We start from the raw sequence: 15,886 nt of genomic DNA, 5'->3' as shown, positions 1-15,886 counted from the left end.
TGCTCGTTATTCGGCTCGCGCCCGCACATGGATAGCCGCAAACGGCTCATTCTGCACCAGCTCGACCAAAGATTCCTTGACCAGTTCGAGGATCGCCATAAAGGTCACGACCACACCCAAGCGTCCTTCTTCGGCGGTGAACAGCTCGACAAAAGGCACAAAACCGCCGCCCTTGAGCCGTTCCAGCACATCGCTCATGCGCTCGCGCGTTGACAACGCCTCGCGGCTGACCTGATGGCTTTCGAACATATCGCCACGGCGCAGCACCTCGGCCATGGACATCAGCAACTCTTCCAGACTCACGTCCGGCAGCAACTTGCGCGCCATCGCCTGCGGGGCATCGAGCTTGGGCACCACTACATCGCGACCAACCCGGCTCAGGCCGTCGATGCCTTCGGCGGCCGCCTTGAAGCGTTCGTACTCCTGCAAGCGACGGATCAGCTCGGCACGCGGATCGTCTTCTTCCTCTTCGATCTCGGCCGAGCGCGGCAGCAACATCCGCGACTTGATCTCGGCGAGCATCGCCGCCATCACCAGATACTCGGCAGCCAGTTCCAGGCGTACCGACTGCATCAACTCGACATAGCCCATGTACTGCCGGGTAATTTCCGCCACCGGAATGTCGAGGATATTGATGTTCTGCTTGCGGATCAGGTACAGCAGCAAGTCGAGCGGGCCTTCGAAGGCCTCAAGGAAGACTTCCAGCGCGTCCGGCGGAATGTACAGGTCCTGCGGCATTTCCATGACCGCCTGGCCATAGACCATGGCGAACGGCAGCTCTTGCTGTGCCCCGGCCTGGCTATCGACGGGCTCTACTGCGGACATCTAGGCCTCAACCGTAAACGGCGCGGGGTCACCGCAACCGACGCGAATCACTTCTGGCTCGCCATCGGCCAGGTTGATCACCGTGGAGGCTTTGATACCGCCAAAACCGCCGTCGATGATCAGGTCGACCTGATGCTCAAGCAACTGGCGCATTTCATACGGATCGCTCAACGGGTCGGTGTCGCCGGGCATGATCAGGGTCACGCTCATCAGCGGCTCACCCAGCTCTGCGAGCAGCGCCAGGGCAATCGGATGGCTCGGCACCCGCAGTCCGATGGTACGTTTCTTCGGATGCAGCAGCAGACGCGGCACTTCGCGAGTGGCGTTGAGAATAAACGTGTACGGCCCCGGCAAGTGGGCCTTGAGCAAGCGGAACGTGCCGGTGTCGATCTTGGCGAACAGCCCCAGCTGTGACAGGTCGCTGCAAATCAGCGCGAAATTGTGCTTTTCATCCAGCTGACGTAGCCGACGCACGCGCTCCACAGCATTCTTGTCACCGATCTGGCAACCAATGGCGTAGGACGAGTCAGTAGGATAAATCACTACCCCGCCATTGCGGATGATCTCGACAGCCTGTTTGATCAGGCGCGCTTGCGGGTTTTCCGGATGAATCTGGAAAAATTGACTCACATTGTCTACCTGTTCAGACGGCAATAACGGCTGGGTCATGTTTGAACCGACACCAAAGTGGTGGCAGGTCCTCCGGGAGTGGGCGGTACTCGCCGATCTCGGACCAGCCTCCGGGTCCATGGAAATCACTGCCGGCACTGACCAGCAGACCGAACTCACGCGCAAGAATAGCCAGGCTGCCGACCTGCTCGGCCGGCTGATGGCCATTGACCACCTCGATTGCGTGGCCGCCTGCTTGAATATAGTCGGCAATCAGGCGACGGCGTTTGCTGCGGGTAAAATCATAGTGCCAAGGATGCGCCAGACTGACCCAGGCCCCGGCAGCGCGCAGGGTTTCGACGGTTTCTTCCAGGGTCGGCCAGTGCTGCTTGACGTCCCCCAGCTTGCCGGCGCCCAGCCACTTGCGGAAGGCTTCGGCACGGTCTTTGACGAAGCCTGCACGAACCAGATAGTCGGCAAAGTGCGGTCGGGCCGGCGCATTGCCGCTGTCACCAAGCTCCTGCTGGATAGCCCGCGCGCCTTCCAGCGCGCCCGGCATGCCCTTGAGTTCGAGCTTGCGACTGATTTCTTCGGACCTCAGCCAGCGCCCGTCACGCAATTTGGCAATCGCCTCGACCAGCGCCGGGGCATTGACGTCGAACCCGTAACCGAGCACATGAATGGTCGCGCCCCCCCAGGTGCAGGACAATTCGACGCCGTTGATCAGTTGCATCCCCAGCGCAACCGCTGCGCTGCGGGCCTCGTCGAGGCCTTCAAGGGTGTCGTGATCGGTCAAGGCCAGGACTCGCACGCCTTTCTCGAACGCACGCGCAACCAGTACCGCAGGCGCCAGGGCGCCATCGGAGGCCGTGCTATGGCAGTGCAAATCAACATTCACAGGACTGTGTAACCTCAAATCAGCTGGCGCTTTCGCGACTCAATATGTTTGTTATTATGCCGCCACATCCTGCTTCTGGCTGCCACTGTGAAACAATTCATCGACTTCATCCCGCTTCTGCTGTTTTTCATCGTCTTCAAAATCGATCCACGAGTCGTCGACATCGCCGGTTATCCACTGACCGTAGGCGGCATTTACAGCGCCACTGCGATGCTGATCACCAGCTCCCTGGTGGTCTACGGCACGCTGTTCATCAAGCAGCGCAAGCTGGAAAAGAGCCAGTGGCTGACCCTGATCGCCTGCCTGGTCTTCGGTAGCCTGACCCTGGCGTTCCACAGCGAAACCTTCCTTAAATGGAAAGCGCCGGTGGTCAACTGGCTGTTCGCCCTGGCCTTTATCGGCAGCCACTTCATCGGCGAGCAGTTGCTGATCAAACGCATCATGGGCCATGCGCTGACCCTGCCGGACCTGGTCTGGAGCCGTTTGAACATCGCCTGGATCGGCTTTTTCCTGTTTTGTGGCGCGGCCAACCTGTTCGTTGCGTTCACCTTCCAGGACTATTGGGTCGACTTCAAAGTCTTCGGCAGCCTGGGCATGACCCTGCTGTTCCTGGTCGGCCAGGGCATTTACCTGTCCCGCCACCTGCACGACGCCGACACTTCTACGCCAAAAACCGAGGACTGACATGCTTTACGCAATCATTGCTACAGACGTCGCCAACTCCCTGGAAAACCGCCTGGCTGCGCGCCCTGCCCACATCGAGCGGCTGCAACAGCTCAAGGCCGAGGGCCGCGTGGTCCTGGCTGGCCCGCACCCTGCCATCGACAGCAATGATCCGGGCGCAGCAGGTTTCAGCGGCAGCCTGATCGTCGCCGAGTTCGCCTCCCTCGAAGCCGCCAAGGCCTGGGCCGACGCCGATCCGTATATCGCCGCAGGCGTCTACGCCAACGTTCTGGTCAAACCGTTCAAGCAAGTCCTGCCATAACCCGGCCTCTGCGCGATGAACCTTCGGTTCATCGCGTGTTCAATTGCTCATTATTCTCGTTCCACGGCCGACAACCTGCCCAACACTCGATTGGAATCAGGAGTTTCGATGCGCCAAGGTCCGCTGTGCCTGCTGTTGGTCACGTTATCGATCGGGGCCTTCGCCCATGCCGAAGAGCACTCGGACTCAGGCTATTCAACGCCTCTGTCGTTAAGCGCCGGAAGCCAGATCACCGAATTGCAGCAGCGCTTGAAAGAGAGCGAGCGGCAACGAGAAGAGCTGAACAAACAACTGCAAAATGCCGATAACGAACGCGAAAGCGCCTTGCTGGGCCGGTTACGCCAAGAGAATCAGCGCCTCAAGCTGCAACTCAAGGAAGCCCAGGCAAACCCGCTGCCGCGCCTGCTGACCGATCAACAGCAGTGGTTCGTCACTGGCGCCGGAGTAGCGCTATTGGCCCTGCTCTGCGGTATCTTCGCCAGTGGTGGACGTAGAACACGTCGGCAATGGCTAAATTGAGTGAGTCATGAGCGAGCTGTTACTAATTGATGATGACCAGGAGCTGTGTGAGCTCCTGAGCAGTTGGCTGAGCCAGGAAGGTTTTGTCGTGCACGCTTGCCACGACGGTCTGAGTGCGCGCCGCGCCTTGGCCGAGTCTGCGCCGGCAGCAGTGGTGCTGGATGTGATGCTGCCCGACGGCAGCGGTCTGGAGCTGCTCAAGCAGTTGCGCAACGACCACCCGGACCTGCCGGTGCTGATGCTCTCGGCCCGTGGCGAGCCGCTGGACCGGATCCTCGGGCTGGAACTGGGTGCCGACGATTACCTGGCCAAGCCTTGCGATCCCCGAGAACTGACGGCCCGTCTGCGCGCAGTACTGCGGCGCAGCCATCCGGCAGCGGTGTCCAGCCAGATGGAACTCGGCGACCTGTGCTTCAGCCCGGTCCGCGGCGTGGTCAGCATCGACGAACAGGAATTCACCCTGACCGTCTCTGAAAGTCGCCTGCTCGAAGCCCTGCTCAAGCAACCCGGCGAACCGCTGGACAAGCAGGAGTTGGCGCAGATCGCCCTCGGGCGCAAGCTGACCCTGTACGACCGTAGCCTGGACATGCACGTCAGCAACCTGCGCAAAAAGATCGGCCCGCACCCCGACGGTCGCCCGCGCATCGTTGCCCTGCGCAGCCGTGGTTATTACTACAGCCTCTGAACCGTCTTTACCCAAGCTTTACGCTCTGCTGACCGCCGCTGACCTTGATCTCCGTATTCTGTACTCATCCGGAACACACCGGGAACGAGACAAGGAGACACACCATGCGCAAGACCCTTATCGCTTTGATGTTCGCCGCTGCACTGCCAACCATTGCCATGGCAGCACCAGAAGGCCCAGGCCCGATGGGCCCAATGGAAGGCCACGGCTACAGCGAGCACATGCATGGCGGCAAAGGCATGTACAGAGAGTTGAACCTCAGCCACGAACAACGCGAGCAGATTCGCAAATTGATCGGCGAGCAGATGCATGCACGTAAAGAGTTGGTCGAGCAGTACCTGCAAAAACTCTCGCCAGCCGATCAGCAGGCCATGAAAGACCAAATGGCGGCCGGCCGCCAGAAAACCGAGAAGGACATTCGTGCCCTTCTCAAGCCGGACCAACAGCAGAAGTTCGATGCGATCCAAAAGAAGCAGGCCGAACGCAAAGCCGAATGGGAGCAGTTCCAGGCCTGGAAAGCCCAACAACCGCAAAAAACGCAATAATGCTCTAGCGTTTCTCCCCAGCCCAATGGTCAATCGCCATTGGGCTTTCTTTGTTTGAGGACTTACCGTGCGTTCATTGTTCTGGCGCATCCTTGCCAGTTTCTGGCTGGCCATCGCTCTGGTTGCAGGGCTGTCGATCCTGCTCGGGCACATGTTGAACCAGGACGCCTGGATTCTCAGTCGCCACCCGGGCCTCAATACCCTGGCGCAAGAGTGGACGCAGCTCTACGAAGAAAAAGGCGAGGACGCGGCGCAAGCCTTGCTCGAACAACGCAAACGGCGTTACCACATCGATGTTCAGGTACTGAACGAAGGTGGTGACCCGGTGGTGCGCGGGACCTTTCCTCGCCGCGCGGCAGCCCTGGAAGCACGGCAAAACGACAACCCCGACGACAGCGGCCGCCACCTGCCCTGGCGGCGTCTGACCGTCGAGTACACCAGCCCGAAAAGCGCCGAAACCTACTTGCTGATCTACCGTATTCCGCATCCAGAGCTCAACGCCTGGCACCGCAACAGCCTGCTTTGGCCCTTCAGTGCGCTGGCCATTGCCCTGGTGGTGCTGACACTGTTCAGCCTGCTGGTGACGCTGTCCATCACCCGCCCGCTGAGCCGTTTGCGCGGTGCGGTGCACGATCTCGGTCAGACGACCTATCAGCAAAACAGCCTGGCGCGGCTGGCCAACCGGCGTGACGAGTTTGGCGTGCTGGCCAACGACTTCAACCGCATGGGCGCACGCCTGCAAAGCCTGATCGGCAGCCAGCGGCAACTGCTGCGTGACGTGTCTCACGAACTGCGCTCACCCTTGGCCCGGTTGCGCATCGCCCTGGCGCTTGCGGAACGGGCCGGTCCCGAAGAACGCGGAAAACTCTGGCCACGATTGACCCGCGAATGTGATCGTCTGGAAGCACTGATCAGTGAAATCCTGGTGCTGGCACGGGTCGACGCCGACAACGCAAGTGCCGAAGCGGTCGACCTCAATGCGCTACTCAATACTGTGCAAAAAGACGCTCAGCTTGGCGCGCCAGAGCAAATCATCCGTATCGAAGCCGAACGGCAATTAAGCCTCAAGGGCTGGCCGACCATGATCGAGCGGGCGCTGGACAACCTGTTGCGCAACGCCCAGCGCTTCAATCCGGCAGGACAACCGATTGAAGTGCTGGCATTGCGTCAGGGAGATCGGATTGTGATCAGCGTGCGCGACCACGGCCCCGGTGTAGAAGCCGAGCATTTGAAGCAATTGGGCGAGCCGTTTTTTCGCGCGCCCGGCCAGACCGCCCCCGGACATGGCCTGGGATTGGCCATCGCCCGGCGTGCGGCGGAGCGCCACGGTGGCAGCCTGATTCTGGCCAATCACCCGGAAGGTGGATTCATTGCCAGCCTGGAGCTGCCATTAGAGCCCGGTATCGCACCGTAACGATCGTCCCCGCGCTCCCGCGTGGGGACGATCATGTTCAGGGCTTGGCAGGCCAGGCGCTGACAAACTCGGCGAGATCGACTTTCCCGGCCACCCGCGGTTCGTTCTGCGGTGTGCCCAGGTAAAGGAACGCAATCACTTCTTCACCTTCGGCCAGGCCCAACCCCTGGGCCACATGCTCCGAATAGACCAGCTCGCCGGTACGCCACACCGCGCCGATACCCTGAGCGTAAGCCGCCAGCAAGATAGCGTGTGCCGCACAACCTGCCGCCAGCAACTGCTCGGACTTTGGCACTTTGACGTGGTCTTGAACGCGCGCCACCACAATGACGACCAATGGCGCACGGAGCGGACCGTTGCGCGCCTTGTCCACCAGGGCCTGAGGCACATCGGCGTCTTGCAGGCGTGCAGCCTCAGCCAGTATCTCGCCCAATTGCTCGCGCGCCGCGCCTTCGACCGTCAGAAAACGCCACGGCTGCAAATGCCCGTGATCCGGCGCGCGCATGGCCGCGGAAAACAACACTTCCCGTTGTGCTGCGGTGGGCGCCGGGTCGAGCAAACGCGGAACGGATACACGGTTGAGCAAAGCGTCGAGAGCCTGCATCGGCCACCTCCTGAAAAAAATGTCTGGCTATTCTAGCGGCAACTGCCGCCGGGATGCCGGTTTACATGCCCTGCCTCGCAGGTAGAATGGCGCCCTTCCCTATCAGCCCGAGCGGACTTCATGGCGTTGCCGACCTTACGGATCATTGGTTTCATCATCGGCATCTTCCTGATCACCCTGGCCATCAGCATGGTTGTGCCGATGGCAACCCTGCTGATTTACGACCGCACCAGCGACCTGCCGTCGTTCCTCTGGGCCAGCATGATTACCTTTCTCGCCGGCCTGGCGCTGGTCATCCCCGGGCGACCAGAGCATATACACCTGCGCCCGCGGGACATGTACCTGCTCACGGTGTCGAGCTGGGTGGTGGTCTGCATATTCGCCGCATTGCCATTTCTGCTAACCCAGCACATCAGTTACACCGACTCGTTTTTCGAAAGCATGTCAGGCATCACCGCCACCGGTTCTACTGTGCTCAGCGGCCTGGACAGCATGTCTCCGGGAATCCTGATGTGGCGTTCGTTGCTGCACTGGCTGGGCGGTATCGGCTTTATCGGCATGGCGGTCGCGATTCTGCCACTGCTACGCATCGGCGGCATGCGGCTGTTTCAGACCGAGTCGTCGGACCGTTCCGAAAAGGTCATGCCGCGTTCGCACATGGTGGCCCGGCTGATCGTCGCCGCCTACGTCGGCATCACCATCCTCGGCAGCCTGGCGTTCTGGTGGGCGGGCATGAGCCCGTTCGATGCCGTCAACCATGCGATGTCGGCAATATCCACTGGCGGCTTCTCCACCTCCGACCAGTCCCTGGCCAAGTGGACGCAACCGGCTGTGCACTGGGTCGCGGTGGTGATCATGATTCTCGGCAGCCTGCCATTTACCTTGTACGTGGCGACCTTGCGCGGCAATCGACGGGCGCTGATCAAGGATCAGCAAGTGCAGGGGTTACTCGGCATGCTGCTGGTGACCTGGCTGGTACTCGGCACCTGGTACTGGTGGACCACCGACCTGCATTGGCTGGACGCACTGCGCCACGTTGCGCTGAACGTCACCTCGGTGGTCACCACCACCGGTTTCGCGCTGGGGGACTACAGCTTGTGGGGCACCTTCTCATTGATGCTGTTTTTCTATCTGGGCTTTGTCGGTGGTTGCTCGGGGTCGACCGCTGGCGGAATCAAGATCTTCCGTTTCCAGGTGGCCTTTATCCTGCTCAAGGCTAACCTCAACCAACTGATCCACCCCCGTGCGGTGATCAAGCAGAAGTACAACGGTCATCGTCTCGACGAAGAAATTGTGCGCTCGATCCTGACGTTTTCGTTCTTCTTTGCAATCACCATTTGCGCCATCGCCCTGGCGCTGTCGCTGCTGGGCGTGGACTGGATGACCGCCTTGACCGGTGCCGCCAGTACGGTTTCCGGAGTGGGTCCGGGACTGGGTGAAACCATCGGACCGTCCGGTAACTTCGCCAGCCTGCCCGACGCCGCCAAGTGGATTCTGTCCCTCGGCATGCTGCTCGGGCGACTGGAGATCATTACCGTGTTTGTGCTGTGTATCCCGGCGTTCTGGCGTCACTGAGTTCTTTGGGCGCGTCCATCAACCGCGTCCGGTATTCGCCGGGCGTGGTATCGAACCAGCGCCGAAAAGCTCGAAAGAAATTGCTCGGATCGGCGAACCCCAACAGGTAGGCGGTTTCCAGCAGGGTCATGTTCGGCTGCGCCAGGTACTGCTCGGCCAACTCGCGGCGCGTGTCGTCGAGCAGCGTCTGAAAACTCGTGCCTTCTTCCTGCAAGCGTCGCTGCAAGGTGCGCTGGGACAAGTGCAGGGTTTGCGCCACCGTATCGCGCTTGGGCTCGCCTTGCGGCAGTAGGCGACAGAGCACTTGCCGAGCCTTGTGGGTAACCTGGCTTTCAGAAAACCGCGCCAGGTATTCGCCGGCAAACCGGTCATGCAACAACGCCATCGCCTCGTTGGCAGTCGGCAACGGGGCTTCCATGTCTGCCCGTTCGAAAATCAGCGCGTCATAAGGCGCGCTGAACTCCAGCGGCGCATGAAAGGCAAATTTGTAGGGTTCGAGGTCTTGGGGTTGATCGCCCTGCATCAGCACTTTGCGTGGCTGCAAGGTGCGCCCGGTCAGCCAGCCACACAAGCCCAGCGCACAGGCGAGTGACGCTTCGGCACTTTGTCGGGTGGGCGGCAGGTGGTCGCCATGCACCGTCAAAATCAGTGCATACCCTTCGGGTAACAGGCGAAAACTCAGGTCAGCGCTTTCGGCGATGATCCGCTGATAACGCACCAGGCGCTGAAAACCTTCCGCCAGGGTCTGGCTCGACATCAAGGCATAACCGACCACATGAAACGATGCCGGGCGGACCAACTTGCCCATGTTCAGACCGATTGCCGGGTTGCCGGACAGCTCTACCGCACGCTGCCAGAGTCGCGTCATCGAATCTTGAGGAAAGCGCGCATCCGGATCATTCAGCGCCGCGTAGTCGAGCCCCAGCTGTTTGAACAAGACCCGGCAATCCAGGCCGTCCATCTCCAGTGCCTTGACAATCCCCATCGCCCAGCTTGCAGAAGTCGTTCGTTCGCTCATGGCGTTTTCTTACTTGATGTGCCGCGCATCACGGCCAATTTCAGAAGGATACTAAAGTGGCGCCCAAGGTCACTGGCTGTTGCCACTGATGACTCTAGACTTAAATAAGCTGCCCGCAGAACATCCGCTCGGCAGAACAATAACCACAGAGAATGCAGTCGTGGAAAACATCAAGCGTTTCAGCAGCTTCGCCGAGTTTTACCCGTATTACCTCAGCGAACACAGCAACAGTGTCTGCCGACGCCTGCACTTTGTCGGCACCAGCCTGGTGCTTTTCATCCTCGCCTTCGCTATCGGCAAAGGTGCCTGGCTGTTGTTGCTGGCCCTGCCTCTGGCCGGCTACAGCTTCGCCTGGGTCGGACACTTTTTCTTTGAAAAAAACCGGCCGGCGACATTCCAGCATCCGTTTTACAGCCTGCTCGGTGACTTCATCATGTATCGCGACATGATCCTCGGCAAAGTGCCTTTCTAGGCTCGCCGGGCCATCAAGCCGTCCCACATGGCCAGTGCAGCATTGGATCCAAGCTCTACACTGCACGACGTCCCTTCGTAAACAATAAGAGGATAGCTGATGAATGCGCACGCCCGTTTCACCCACATGAAGGAGGGTACGCAGGAAGACTGGGCGATCATCGCCGCGGACTTCAGTGCCTACGCCAAACAATTGCCGACACGGATTGTGGCGCACCTGAAACTGCTGGAGGGTGATTTTGGCGGTTTCCCGGTCGATCGGCTGACCCACTCACTGCAAACCGCCACCCGCGCCTGGCGTGATGGCCGGGATGAGGAATACGTGGTGTGTGCGCTGCTCCACGACATTGGCGATACCCTTGGCTCCTACAACCACCCGGACATTGCGGCAGCGATCCTCAAGCCATTCGTCAGCCCTGAAAACCTGTGGATGGTAGAAAAGCACGGGATTTTCCAGGGCTACTATTTTTTCCATCACCTGGGCATGGACCGACACCTGCGCGAGCAGTTTCGCGAACACCCGCAGTACCGGCAAACCCTCGAGTTCTGCGCCAGGTATGACGCGGCAGCCTTTGATCCAGACTACGAGACCCTGCCGCTGAGTTTCTTCGAACCGATGATGGAGCGCCTGTTCGCCCGACCGAAAAACTCGATCTACACGGCAGCGATGGAAGAACACGCACCGGTCTGAAGACAAGCCGATTTCCTGTGGCGAGGGGGCTTGCCCCCGTTGGGGGGCGAAGCACCCCCTAAACCTGCAATCGGGTATCGCCAGACATACTGCGTTTGCTGGGCTTGCGGCCACTTCGCTCCCGAACGGGGCATTGCGGCGTTCCGACAAGCCCCCTCGCCACAATGGCAAGCACCTCACGACTTACACCGGCTCCGCGACCTTCACCAAGTCAGCTTTCAGTTGTGCCTCGCGCGCCTGCGCATCCGCCAACCGGTACAACTCGATCGTGCCGTCCAAATGCTCGATCAAGGCTGTGCACGACTCCACCCAATCTCCGCAATTGAGGTAATCCACCTCACCGACCTTGCGGATTTCCGCGTGGTGAATGTGCCCGCAAACCACCCCGTGCAGCTCGCGTTTGACACACTCGTGGGCGATGGCCTCTTCGAAATCGCTGATGAAGCTGACCGCGGTTTTGACTTTGTGCTTGAGGTACGCCGACAACGACCAGTAACCGTAGCCGTACCGTGCACGCCAGTGATTGAGCCAGCGGTTGAGGGTCAGGGTGAACTCGTAGGCCGAGTCGCCAAGAAACGCCAGCCAGCGGTGATAACGCGTGATCACATCGAACTGATCGCCATGAATCACCAACAGGTGCCGGCCATCCGCGGTGACGTGGACCGCCTCGTCCACCAACTGAATATTGCCCAGGATCAGCTTCGAATAACGCCGCAAAAACTCGTCGTGGTTGCCGGTGATATAAATCACCTCGGTGCCGCGCTTGCTCATGGTCAGCAAACGGCGAATGACGTTGGTGTGAGCCTGCGGCCAGTACATGCCGCTGCGCAGCTTCCAGCCATCGATGATGTCGCCGACCAGATAGATCTTGTCAGCCTGATAGCCCTTGAGAAACTGCGACAAATGCTCGGCCTGACAATCCCGGGTGCCGAGGTGCACATCGGAGATCCACAAGGTGCGCACGCGTTGTTTACGGCTGGGTTTTGCACGTTCGGCGCTGGTCATGGGCAACCTCTGCGAGATTTTTCGCAAGCTTGCACCGCAGCGATTAATAGCCCATGACACAAATACGGCAGTCTGATGACAACCCGGACCCAGGCCCGGCCGGTGTAGACTGCGAGTCTGCCCAGGAGACTGCGATGAGACCGATCCTCACGCTACGCCAGTACACCCACGACCTGATCGTCCACAGCCATGACCACGCGCAACTGGTGTTCGGCCTGTCGGGCGCGCTCGACTTCGAGGTCGGCGGTCATGGCAGCCAGGTGGTGCAGCAGAGTTTTGTGGTCGTACCGGCAGGCGCTCATCACGCTTGCGGCAGCCCGAATGGCAGCCGCTGCCTGGTGCTCGATGTGCCGAGCGATCAATGGGTTTCGCAATCATTGGGCGAGCATGCGGAGGCCAGTCGGCGCTTGCTCGACAACCCCGGACGCTTGCCGCTGGATGCCGGGCAAAGCCAACTGGTGAGCTGGCTGGCGAGCAGCCCGGTCACTGACCCGCTGATCGCCCAGCAAGGCGCCGTGTTGTTGCTCGCCAGCCTCAACAACGCCGTGCCGGGCAGCATCGCCGGGCGCCGCTTGCCTTACGCCGCGCTCAACGCGCACATCGACCAATACGCCGCCTATCCGCTGCAAGTCGCCGATCTGGCGCGTATCGCCGGGCTGTCCAGCGCACGTCTGCACGCACGCTTTGTCGCTGAATGCGGACAGACGCCGATGGATTACATCCGCAGTCGCCGCCTGCATATCGCGGTGAAGTTGCTCCGTGAATCCGCGCTGCCCATCGGCGAAGTCGCCTGCCGTGTCGGTTATGGCTCCCAGAGCGCCTTCGCCGCAGCGGTGATGCGCGAGTTCGGCGCCTCGCCGGGCGCACTGCGTCGAACGGCGGGCAAGCGCTAGGCTGACGATAAAAAACGCGAGTTTGACGACAGACAGATCAGGCCGTCACGCGGTTCAATGTCGTCATTGCCTCTATGGATTAAGGATTGAAATGACTCCGCGTACCGCCCTTGGCGCCCTGCATATCGGCGCATTGATGTTTGGCCTGACGGGTGTGTTCGGCAAACTCGCCGCGGCCTCCCCTGCCATCATTGTCTTTGGCCGTGCGGCATTCGCGGTGATCGCTCTGGCATTCTTTGCCCGTTTCGCCAGCAGCACTGGCTGGCAGAAACTCGAAGCCGTGGACTGGCGTCGCCTGCTCCTCAGCGGCCTGTTGCTGGCCGGGCATTGGGTGAGTTTTTTCATTGCGGTGAAAGTTGCCGGCGTGGCGATTGCGACCCTGGGCTTTGCCAGTTTCCCGGCGTTCACGGTGATCCTCGAAGGCCTGATCTTCCGCGAGCGAATCCGCGCCAATGAAATACTTCTGGTGACGCTGGTGAGCGTCGGCCTGGTGTTGGTTACGCCGGATTTCGACCTCGCCAGTGAAGCCACCAGCGGTCTGCTCTGGGCGGTGGGCTCGGGCCTGCTGTTCGCCTTGCTGTCGCTGACCAACCGTGCCAGCTCCGGGCGTATACCCGCCGTGCAGGCAGCGCTGTGTCAGAACGTAGTGGTCGCCCTCTGTCTGTTGCCGGTGGCAGCACCGGGCTTGAGTGAGGTGCGCGCCATCGACTGGCTGTGGATCGGTCTGCTCGGAGTGTTCTGCACCGGCGTCGCCCACAGCCTGTTCGTTGCCAGCCTGGCGGTGATCAAGGCTCGCACCGCCGCGGTGGTGTTTGCCCTGGAACCGGTTTACGGCATCACCGTCGCCTGGCTGCTGTTCGGTGAGAATCCGACACTGCGGATGTTGATTGGCGGTGCGCTGATCATCATCGCGATTGTGGTGTCCAGCAGTCTGTCTGGCAGCTCAAGCAAGAAAAGCGTGACGGCCGAAGCCGCCTCTCACTGAGTTCTATCGTTGTGTCCGAGATCGCGGTCGGGATCGATCTGATCCCGGACCCGCTGCTTGAGCACCTTGGCTTCCGGGAAGCCGCCATCGGCCTTGCGTTCCCAGATCTGCACCCCGTCGCAGGTAATGAAAAACACCCCGCCGGTTCCCGGCACCAGAGAAACTTTGCCCAGGTCGTCACCGAAGGTACTGAGCAGCTCCTGGGCCAGCCAGGCGGCGCGCAACAGCCACTGGCATTGCGTGCAGTAAGTGATGACAACTTCCGGTTTGTGCGTGGTCATGGCGTGCTGGACTCCTGAACTCGATGGCGCCGCTATGATAGCCGCCTTTGCCGCTCGATCTACCTGAGCCTTGGGCAGACGTACTGATCGCAGGTATTGCGAAAATTGATGGCTGCGCGCGACCTGTAGGAGCACAGCTGCTGGCGATAGCGATCTCACGGACGCCATCGCAGGCAAGCCATGCTCCTACAGGAGCTCAGCGTATGCTGGCCAACAGGCTGCGGGCGGTTTGCTTCAAGGATTCGTCACTGTCCTTGAGTAACTCGTTCAATAGCGCAATGGCGCTGTCCAGATCACCGTCGTCGATGCAGTTCTGCGCTTCTTCCAGTTTGCCGGGGTGGATCTCTTCGTGCGCAGGTACCGCGAATTCGCCCGACAACGGCTCAAGTTCCAGAGGCGGCGATGCATCGGCGAAATCGTCGAGAAAGCCATCGTCCAACGGTTCCAGCTGATCCACGGGTTCAGCTATTGCCGCTGTTGTGTCGGACGGACAGGCCAGATCCCAGCTCGAATCCATCGACAAGTCATCCAGATTCAACTGGAACTCATCCCCTACCGAGGCAGCAGGTTCAGCCGTCGTTTCAGCCGTCGACTCAAGAGTCGCCAACGATTGTGCACTGGCCAGTTTCGGCGAACGTGCGCGAATCTGCTCCAGCACCTCGGCACTGTAACCCGCTTCATGCAAACTGTTTTCATGCTCCGAATAAGCTGCGCTGTCGCCCTGCAGTCCCAGCACCTCCAACAGTTTCAGGTTCAAATCGCTGCGCTGTGGCTCTTTGAGCAAGGCTTCGCGCAATAGACTGGCCGCCTCGGCGTAGCGGTCATAGGTCAGGTAGATACCGACGCCCTCAAGCACTTCTGCCCCATGAGCGGTTTCGCGGTTCGCAGGGGGAGACTGCGTCGCAGAAAGCTCAATCGATGGTTTCTGTGCACTATCGGGCGCTCCCCGACTGACCACCGGCTCATGTCGCGGCGCGGGTGCTGATACAGGCTGTACCCGCCGCCGACGGAGCGCAAACAGGCCCAGTAGCAATAGCACGCCAAGCACCAACAGGCCGCCGATCAGCCACAACGCCCAACCACTGCTCGTCTCATCCACAGCGGCTGTGGGCACCGGAATTGGCACGACGGGAATGACGGGGGCGGGTAAAGGTTTTTTGGCTTCGGCCAACTCGGTTTGCAGATCGCTGACTTGCTTGCGCTGGCTGGCGATCTGTTCATCCTGGGCTTGTAGCCGGGTGTTCAACTGATCGATCGTTTGTTTCAGTTGCTGGTTTTCCAGGACGCTGGCTGCCAGCAACTCGGAGGTGCGGTCGGTAGTTGCAGGCGCCGTGCTTACCGGGGGGGCAGCAGGCGTTTTGACGGGGGCGGTGGCAGTGGGTTGCTGGGTGATCGCCGGGGCCGGCTCGACATCACTCACCGGTACGATCCCCGGTGAACCCGGTGGATCGATCAGCACCGTGTATTCGCGCAGCAGATGCCCATTGGGCTGGTTCGCCTGCACCAGAAAATTCAGGAACGGTTCATTGACCGGCTTGCTGGACACCACCCGAATCACGCTGCGATTGCCACGCAGAACGGCGGTAAAACGCAGGTCGTTGAGAAAAAACACTCGCTCGACACCGGCGCGGGCGAACTCATCCGCCGTCGCCAGGCTGACCGAGAGTTCACCGTCACTCAGGGCACCGGGATCGACCAAGGCGATTTCGGCATTCAACGGTTGGTTAAGGGCTGAGTGCAACGTGATGTCGCCCAACCCCAACGCGGGTGCCAATGCGGAGTAACTCAAGGCACCGGCGACCGACAACAGGCTGACGGAGCGCCGTAACACAGACTGCAAACTCTCGAGCATGAGCATTCCTTAGCTAACCAGAATCAACCTG

At 60.4% G+C, this 15,886-nt stretch carries 19 protein-coding genes; 11 read left to right on the top strand and 8 right to left on the bottom strand.

The window, feature by feature from the left end; genetic code table 11:
• Positions 1-6: 6 nt before the first annotated feature.
• From AC3WK5_RS19580 to AC3WK5_RS19570, 3 genes are read right to left on the bottom strand one after another with little or no spacing between them, the layout of a single operon-like run.
• Positions 7-825, bottom strand: a complete 819-nt coding sequence (locus AC3WK5_RS19580) for a segregation and condensation protein A (RefSeq protein ID WP_103315578.1) — start codon at positions 823-825, stop codon at positions 7-9.
• Positions 826-1,455 (bottom strand): L-threonylcarbamoyladenylate synthase, encoded by a 630-nt coding sequence (locus AC3WK5_RS19575; protein WP_103315681.1) that lies wholly within the window; start codon positions 1,453-1,455, stop codon positions 826-828.
• 13 nt (positions 1,456-1,468) lie between these two features.
• A complete protein-coding gene (locus tag AC3WK5_RS19570) occupies positions 1,469-2,332 on the bottom strand; it encodes a PHP domain-containing protein (RefSeq protein WP_054596259.1) in 864 nt (287 codons plus the stop codon).
• 87 nt (positions 2,333-2,419) lie between these two features.
• On the opposite strand from AC3WK5_RS19570, the gene AC3WK5_RS19565 reads away from it, so the two are divergent.
• The 6 genes from AC3WK5_RS19565 (at position 2,420) to AC3WK5_RS19540 (ending at position 6,480) form a co-directional block, all read left to right on the top strand.
• Positions 2,420-3,016: a septation protein A gene (locus AC3WK5_RS19565; RefSeq protein WP_054596258.1), complete on the top strand. Its 597-nt coding sequence runs from the start codon at positions 2,420-2,422 to the stop codon at positions 3,014-3,016.
• A 1-nt stretch (position 3,017) separates the two neighbouring features.
• Positions 3,018-3,317, top strand: a complete 300-nt coding sequence (locus tag AC3WK5_RS19560; RefSeq protein ID WP_103315577.1) for a YciI family protein — start codon at positions 3,018-3,020, stop codon at positions 3,315-3,317.
• Between the two features lie 108 nt (positions 3,318-3,425).
• Positions 3,426-3,836 (top strand): SH3 domain-containing protein, encoded by a 411-nt coding sequence (locus AC3WK5_RS19555; protein ID WP_054596256.1) that lies wholly within the window; start codon positions 3,426-3,428, stop codon positions 3,834-3,836.
• Positions 3,837-3,843: 7 nt separating this feature from the next.
• A complete protein-coding gene (locus AC3WK5_RS19550) occupies positions 3,844-4,521 on the top strand; it encodes a response regulator transcription factor (protein WP_103315576.1) in 678 nt (225 codons plus the stop codon).
• 104 nt (positions 4,522-4,625) lie between these two features.
• A complete protein-coding gene (locus tag AC3WK5_RS19545) occupies positions 4,626-5,066 on the top strand; it encodes a Spy/CpxP family protein refolding chaperone (protein ID WP_054596254.1) in 441 nt (146 codons plus the stop codon).
• Between the two features lie 67 nt (positions 5,067-5,133).
• On the top strand, positions 5,134-6,480 hold the full coding sequence (locus AC3WK5_RS19540; RefSeq protein WP_103315575.1) for a sensor histidine kinase: 1,347 nt from the start codon (positions 5,134-5,136) through the stop codon (positions 6,478-6,480).
• 37 nt (positions 6,481-6,517) lie between these two features.
• Here the strand turns inward: AC3WK5_RS19540 and AC3WK5_RS19535 are convergent, their stop codons facing one another.
• The gene (locus AC3WK5_RS19535) at positions 6,518-7,084 is read right to left on the bottom strand and encodes an NAD(P)H nitroreductase (RefSeq protein WP_103315574.1); all 567 of its coding nucleotides are present in this window, start codon (positions 7,082-7,084) and stop codon (positions 6,518-6,520) included.
• 120 nt (positions 7,085-7,204) lie between these two features.
• Here AC3WK5_RS19535 and AC3WK5_RS19530 point away from each other — a divergent pair, with 120 nt between their 5' ends.
• Entirely contained in the window at positions 7,205-8,659 is a 1,455-nt protein-coding gene (locus AC3WK5_RS19530) for a TrkH family potassium uptake protein (RefSeq protein WP_054596251.1), read from the top strand.
• Here the strand turns inward: AC3WK5_RS19530 and AC3WK5_RS19525 are convergent.
• Positions 8,616-9,677, bottom strand: coding sequence for an AraC family transcriptional regulator (locus tag AC3WK5_RS19525; protein WP_103315573.1), 1,062 nt, complete (start codon positions 9,675-9,677; stop codon positions 8,616-8,618). The two genes, AC3WK5_RS19530 and AC3WK5_RS19525, sit on opposite strands and share 44 nt — an antisense overlap.
• A gap of 160 nt (positions 9,678-9,837) precedes the next feature.
• Between AC3WK5_RS19525 and AC3WK5_RS19520 the strand changes: the two genes are divergently transcribed.
• Positions 9,838-10,149, top strand: a complete 312-nt coding sequence (locus AC3WK5_RS19520) for an Mpo1-like protein (RefSeq protein ID WP_103315572.1) — start codon at positions 9,838-9,840, stop codon at positions 10,147-10,149.
• A gap of 99 nt (positions 10,150-10,248) precedes the next feature.
• Complete coding sequence (locus tag AC3WK5_RS19515) at positions 10,249-10,839, top strand: HD domain-containing protein (RefSeq protein ID WP_103315571.1); 591 nt, start codon at positions 10,249-10,251, stop codon at positions 10,837-10,839.
• A gap of 183 nt (positions 10,840-11,022) precedes the next feature.
• On the opposite strand, the gene AC3WK5_RS19510 is transcribed toward AC3WK5_RS19515, so the two are convergent.
• Positions 11,023-11,844 carry a UDP-2,3-diacylglucosamine diphosphatase gene (locus AC3WK5_RS19510; protein ID WP_103315570.1) on the bottom strand — a complete coding sequence of 274 codons (822 nt, stop codon included), beginning with the start codon at positions 11,842-11,844 and terminating at the stop codon, positions 11,023-11,025.
• Between the two features lie 134 nt (positions 11,845-11,978).
• Here AC3WK5_RS19510 and AC3WK5_RS19505 point away from each other — a divergent pair, with 134 nt between their 5' ends.
• Together AC3WK5_RS19505 and AC3WK5_RS19500 are read left to right on the top strand one after the other, a co-directional pair.
• On the top strand, positions 11,979-12,737 hold the full coding sequence (locus tag AC3WK5_RS19505) for a helix-turn-helix transcriptional regulator (RefSeq protein WP_103315569.1): 759 nt from the start codon (positions 11,979-11,981) through the stop codon (positions 12,735-12,737).
• A gap of 91 nt (positions 12,738-12,828) precedes the next feature.
• A complete protein-coding gene (locus AC3WK5_RS19500; RefSeq protein WP_103315568.1) occupies positions 12,829-13,722 on the top strand; it encodes a DMT family transporter in 894 nt (297 codons plus the stop codon).
• Here the strand turns inward: AC3WK5_RS19500 and AC3WK5_RS19495 are convergent.
• Together AC3WK5_RS19495 and AC3WK5_RS19490 are read right to left on the bottom strand one after the other, a co-directional pair.
• Entirely contained in the window at positions 13,716-14,003 is a 288-nt protein-coding gene (locus tag AC3WK5_RS19495; RefSeq protein ID WP_103315567.1) for an Rdx family protein, read from the bottom strand. The two genes, AC3WK5_RS19500 and AC3WK5_RS19495, sit on opposite strands and share 7 nt — an antisense overlap.
• Positions 14,004-14,199: 196 nt before the next feature.
• Positions 14,200-15,855, bottom strand: a complete 1,656-nt coding sequence (locus AC3WK5_RS19490) for a motility hub landmark protein FimV (RefSeq protein ID WP_103315566.1) — start codon at positions 15,853-15,855, stop codon at positions 14,200-14,202.
• Between the last annotated feature and the right edge of the window lie 31 nt (positions 15,856-15,886).

It is taken from the genome of Pseudomonas sp. FW306-02-D09B, from assembly GCF_058782685.1.
Note: the sequence above shows the minus strand (reverse complement) of the source record. Positions and strands in the feature narration are given on the sequence as shown.

What these genes read in the sequence shown, in the direction of transcription:
- AC3WK5_RS19530 (WP_054596251.1), top strand. Translation starts at nt 7,205, where the DNA reads ATGGCGTTGCCGACCTTACGGATCATTGGTTTCATCATCGGCATCTTC.
- AC3WK5_RS19560 (WP_103315577.1), top strand. Translation starts at nt 3,018, where the DNA reads ATGCTTTACGCAATCATTGCTACAGACGTCGCCAACTCCCTGGAAAAC.
- AC3WK5_RS19545 (WP_054596254.1), top strand. Translation starts at nt 4,626, where the DNA reads ATGCGCAAGACCCTTATCGCTTTGATGTTCGCCGCTGCACTGCCAACC.
- AC3WK5_RS19495 (WP_103315567.1), bottom strand. Translation starts at nt 14,003, where the DNA reads ATGACCACGCACAAACCGGAAGTTGTCATCACTTACTGCACGCAATGC.
- AC3WK5_RS19515 (WP_103315571.1), top strand. Translation starts at nt 10,249, where the DNA reads ATGAATGCGCACGCCCGTTTCACCCACATGAAGGAGGGTACGCAGGAA.
- AC3WK5_RS19555 (WP_054596256.1), top strand. Translation starts at nt 3,426, where the DNA reads ATGCGCCAAGGTCCGCTGTGCCTGCTGTTGGTCACGTTATCGATCGGG.
- AC3WK5_RS19490 (WP_103315566.1), bottom strand. Translation starts at nt 15,855, where the DNA reads ATGCTCGAGAGTTTGCAGTCTGTGTTACGGCGCTCCGTCAGCCTGTTG.
- AC3WK5_RS19505 (WP_103315569.1), top strand. Translation starts at nt 11,979, where the DNA reads ATGAGACCGATCCTCACGCTACGCCAGTACACCCACGACCTGATCGTC.
- AC3WK5_RS19580 (WP_103315578.1), bottom strand. Translation starts at nt 825, where the DNA reads ATGTCCGCAGTAGAGCCCGTCGATAGCCAGGCCGGGGCACAGCAAGAG.
- AC3WK5_RS19500 (WP_103315568.1), top strand. Translation starts at nt 12,829, where the DNA reads ATGACTCCGCGTACCGCCCTTGGCGCCCTGCATATCGGCGCATTGATG.
- AC3WK5_RS19535 (WP_103315574.1), bottom strand. Translation starts at nt 7,084, where the DNA reads ATGCAGGCTCTCGACGCTTTGCTCAACCGTGTATCCGTTCCGCGTTTG.
- AC3WK5_RS19510 (WP_103315570.1), bottom strand. Translation starts at nt 11,844, where the DNA reads ATGACCAGCGCCGAACGTGCAAAACCCAGCCGTAAACAACGCGTGCGC.
- AC3WK5_RS19550 (WP_103315576.1), top strand. Translation starts at nt 3,844, where the DNA reads ATGAGCGAGCTGTTACTAATTGATGATGACCAGGAGCTGTGTGAGCTC.
- AC3WK5_RS19525 (WP_103315573.1), bottom strand. Translation starts at nt 9,677, where the DNA reads ATGAGCGAACGAACGACTTCTGCAAGCTGGGCGATGGGGATTGTCAAG.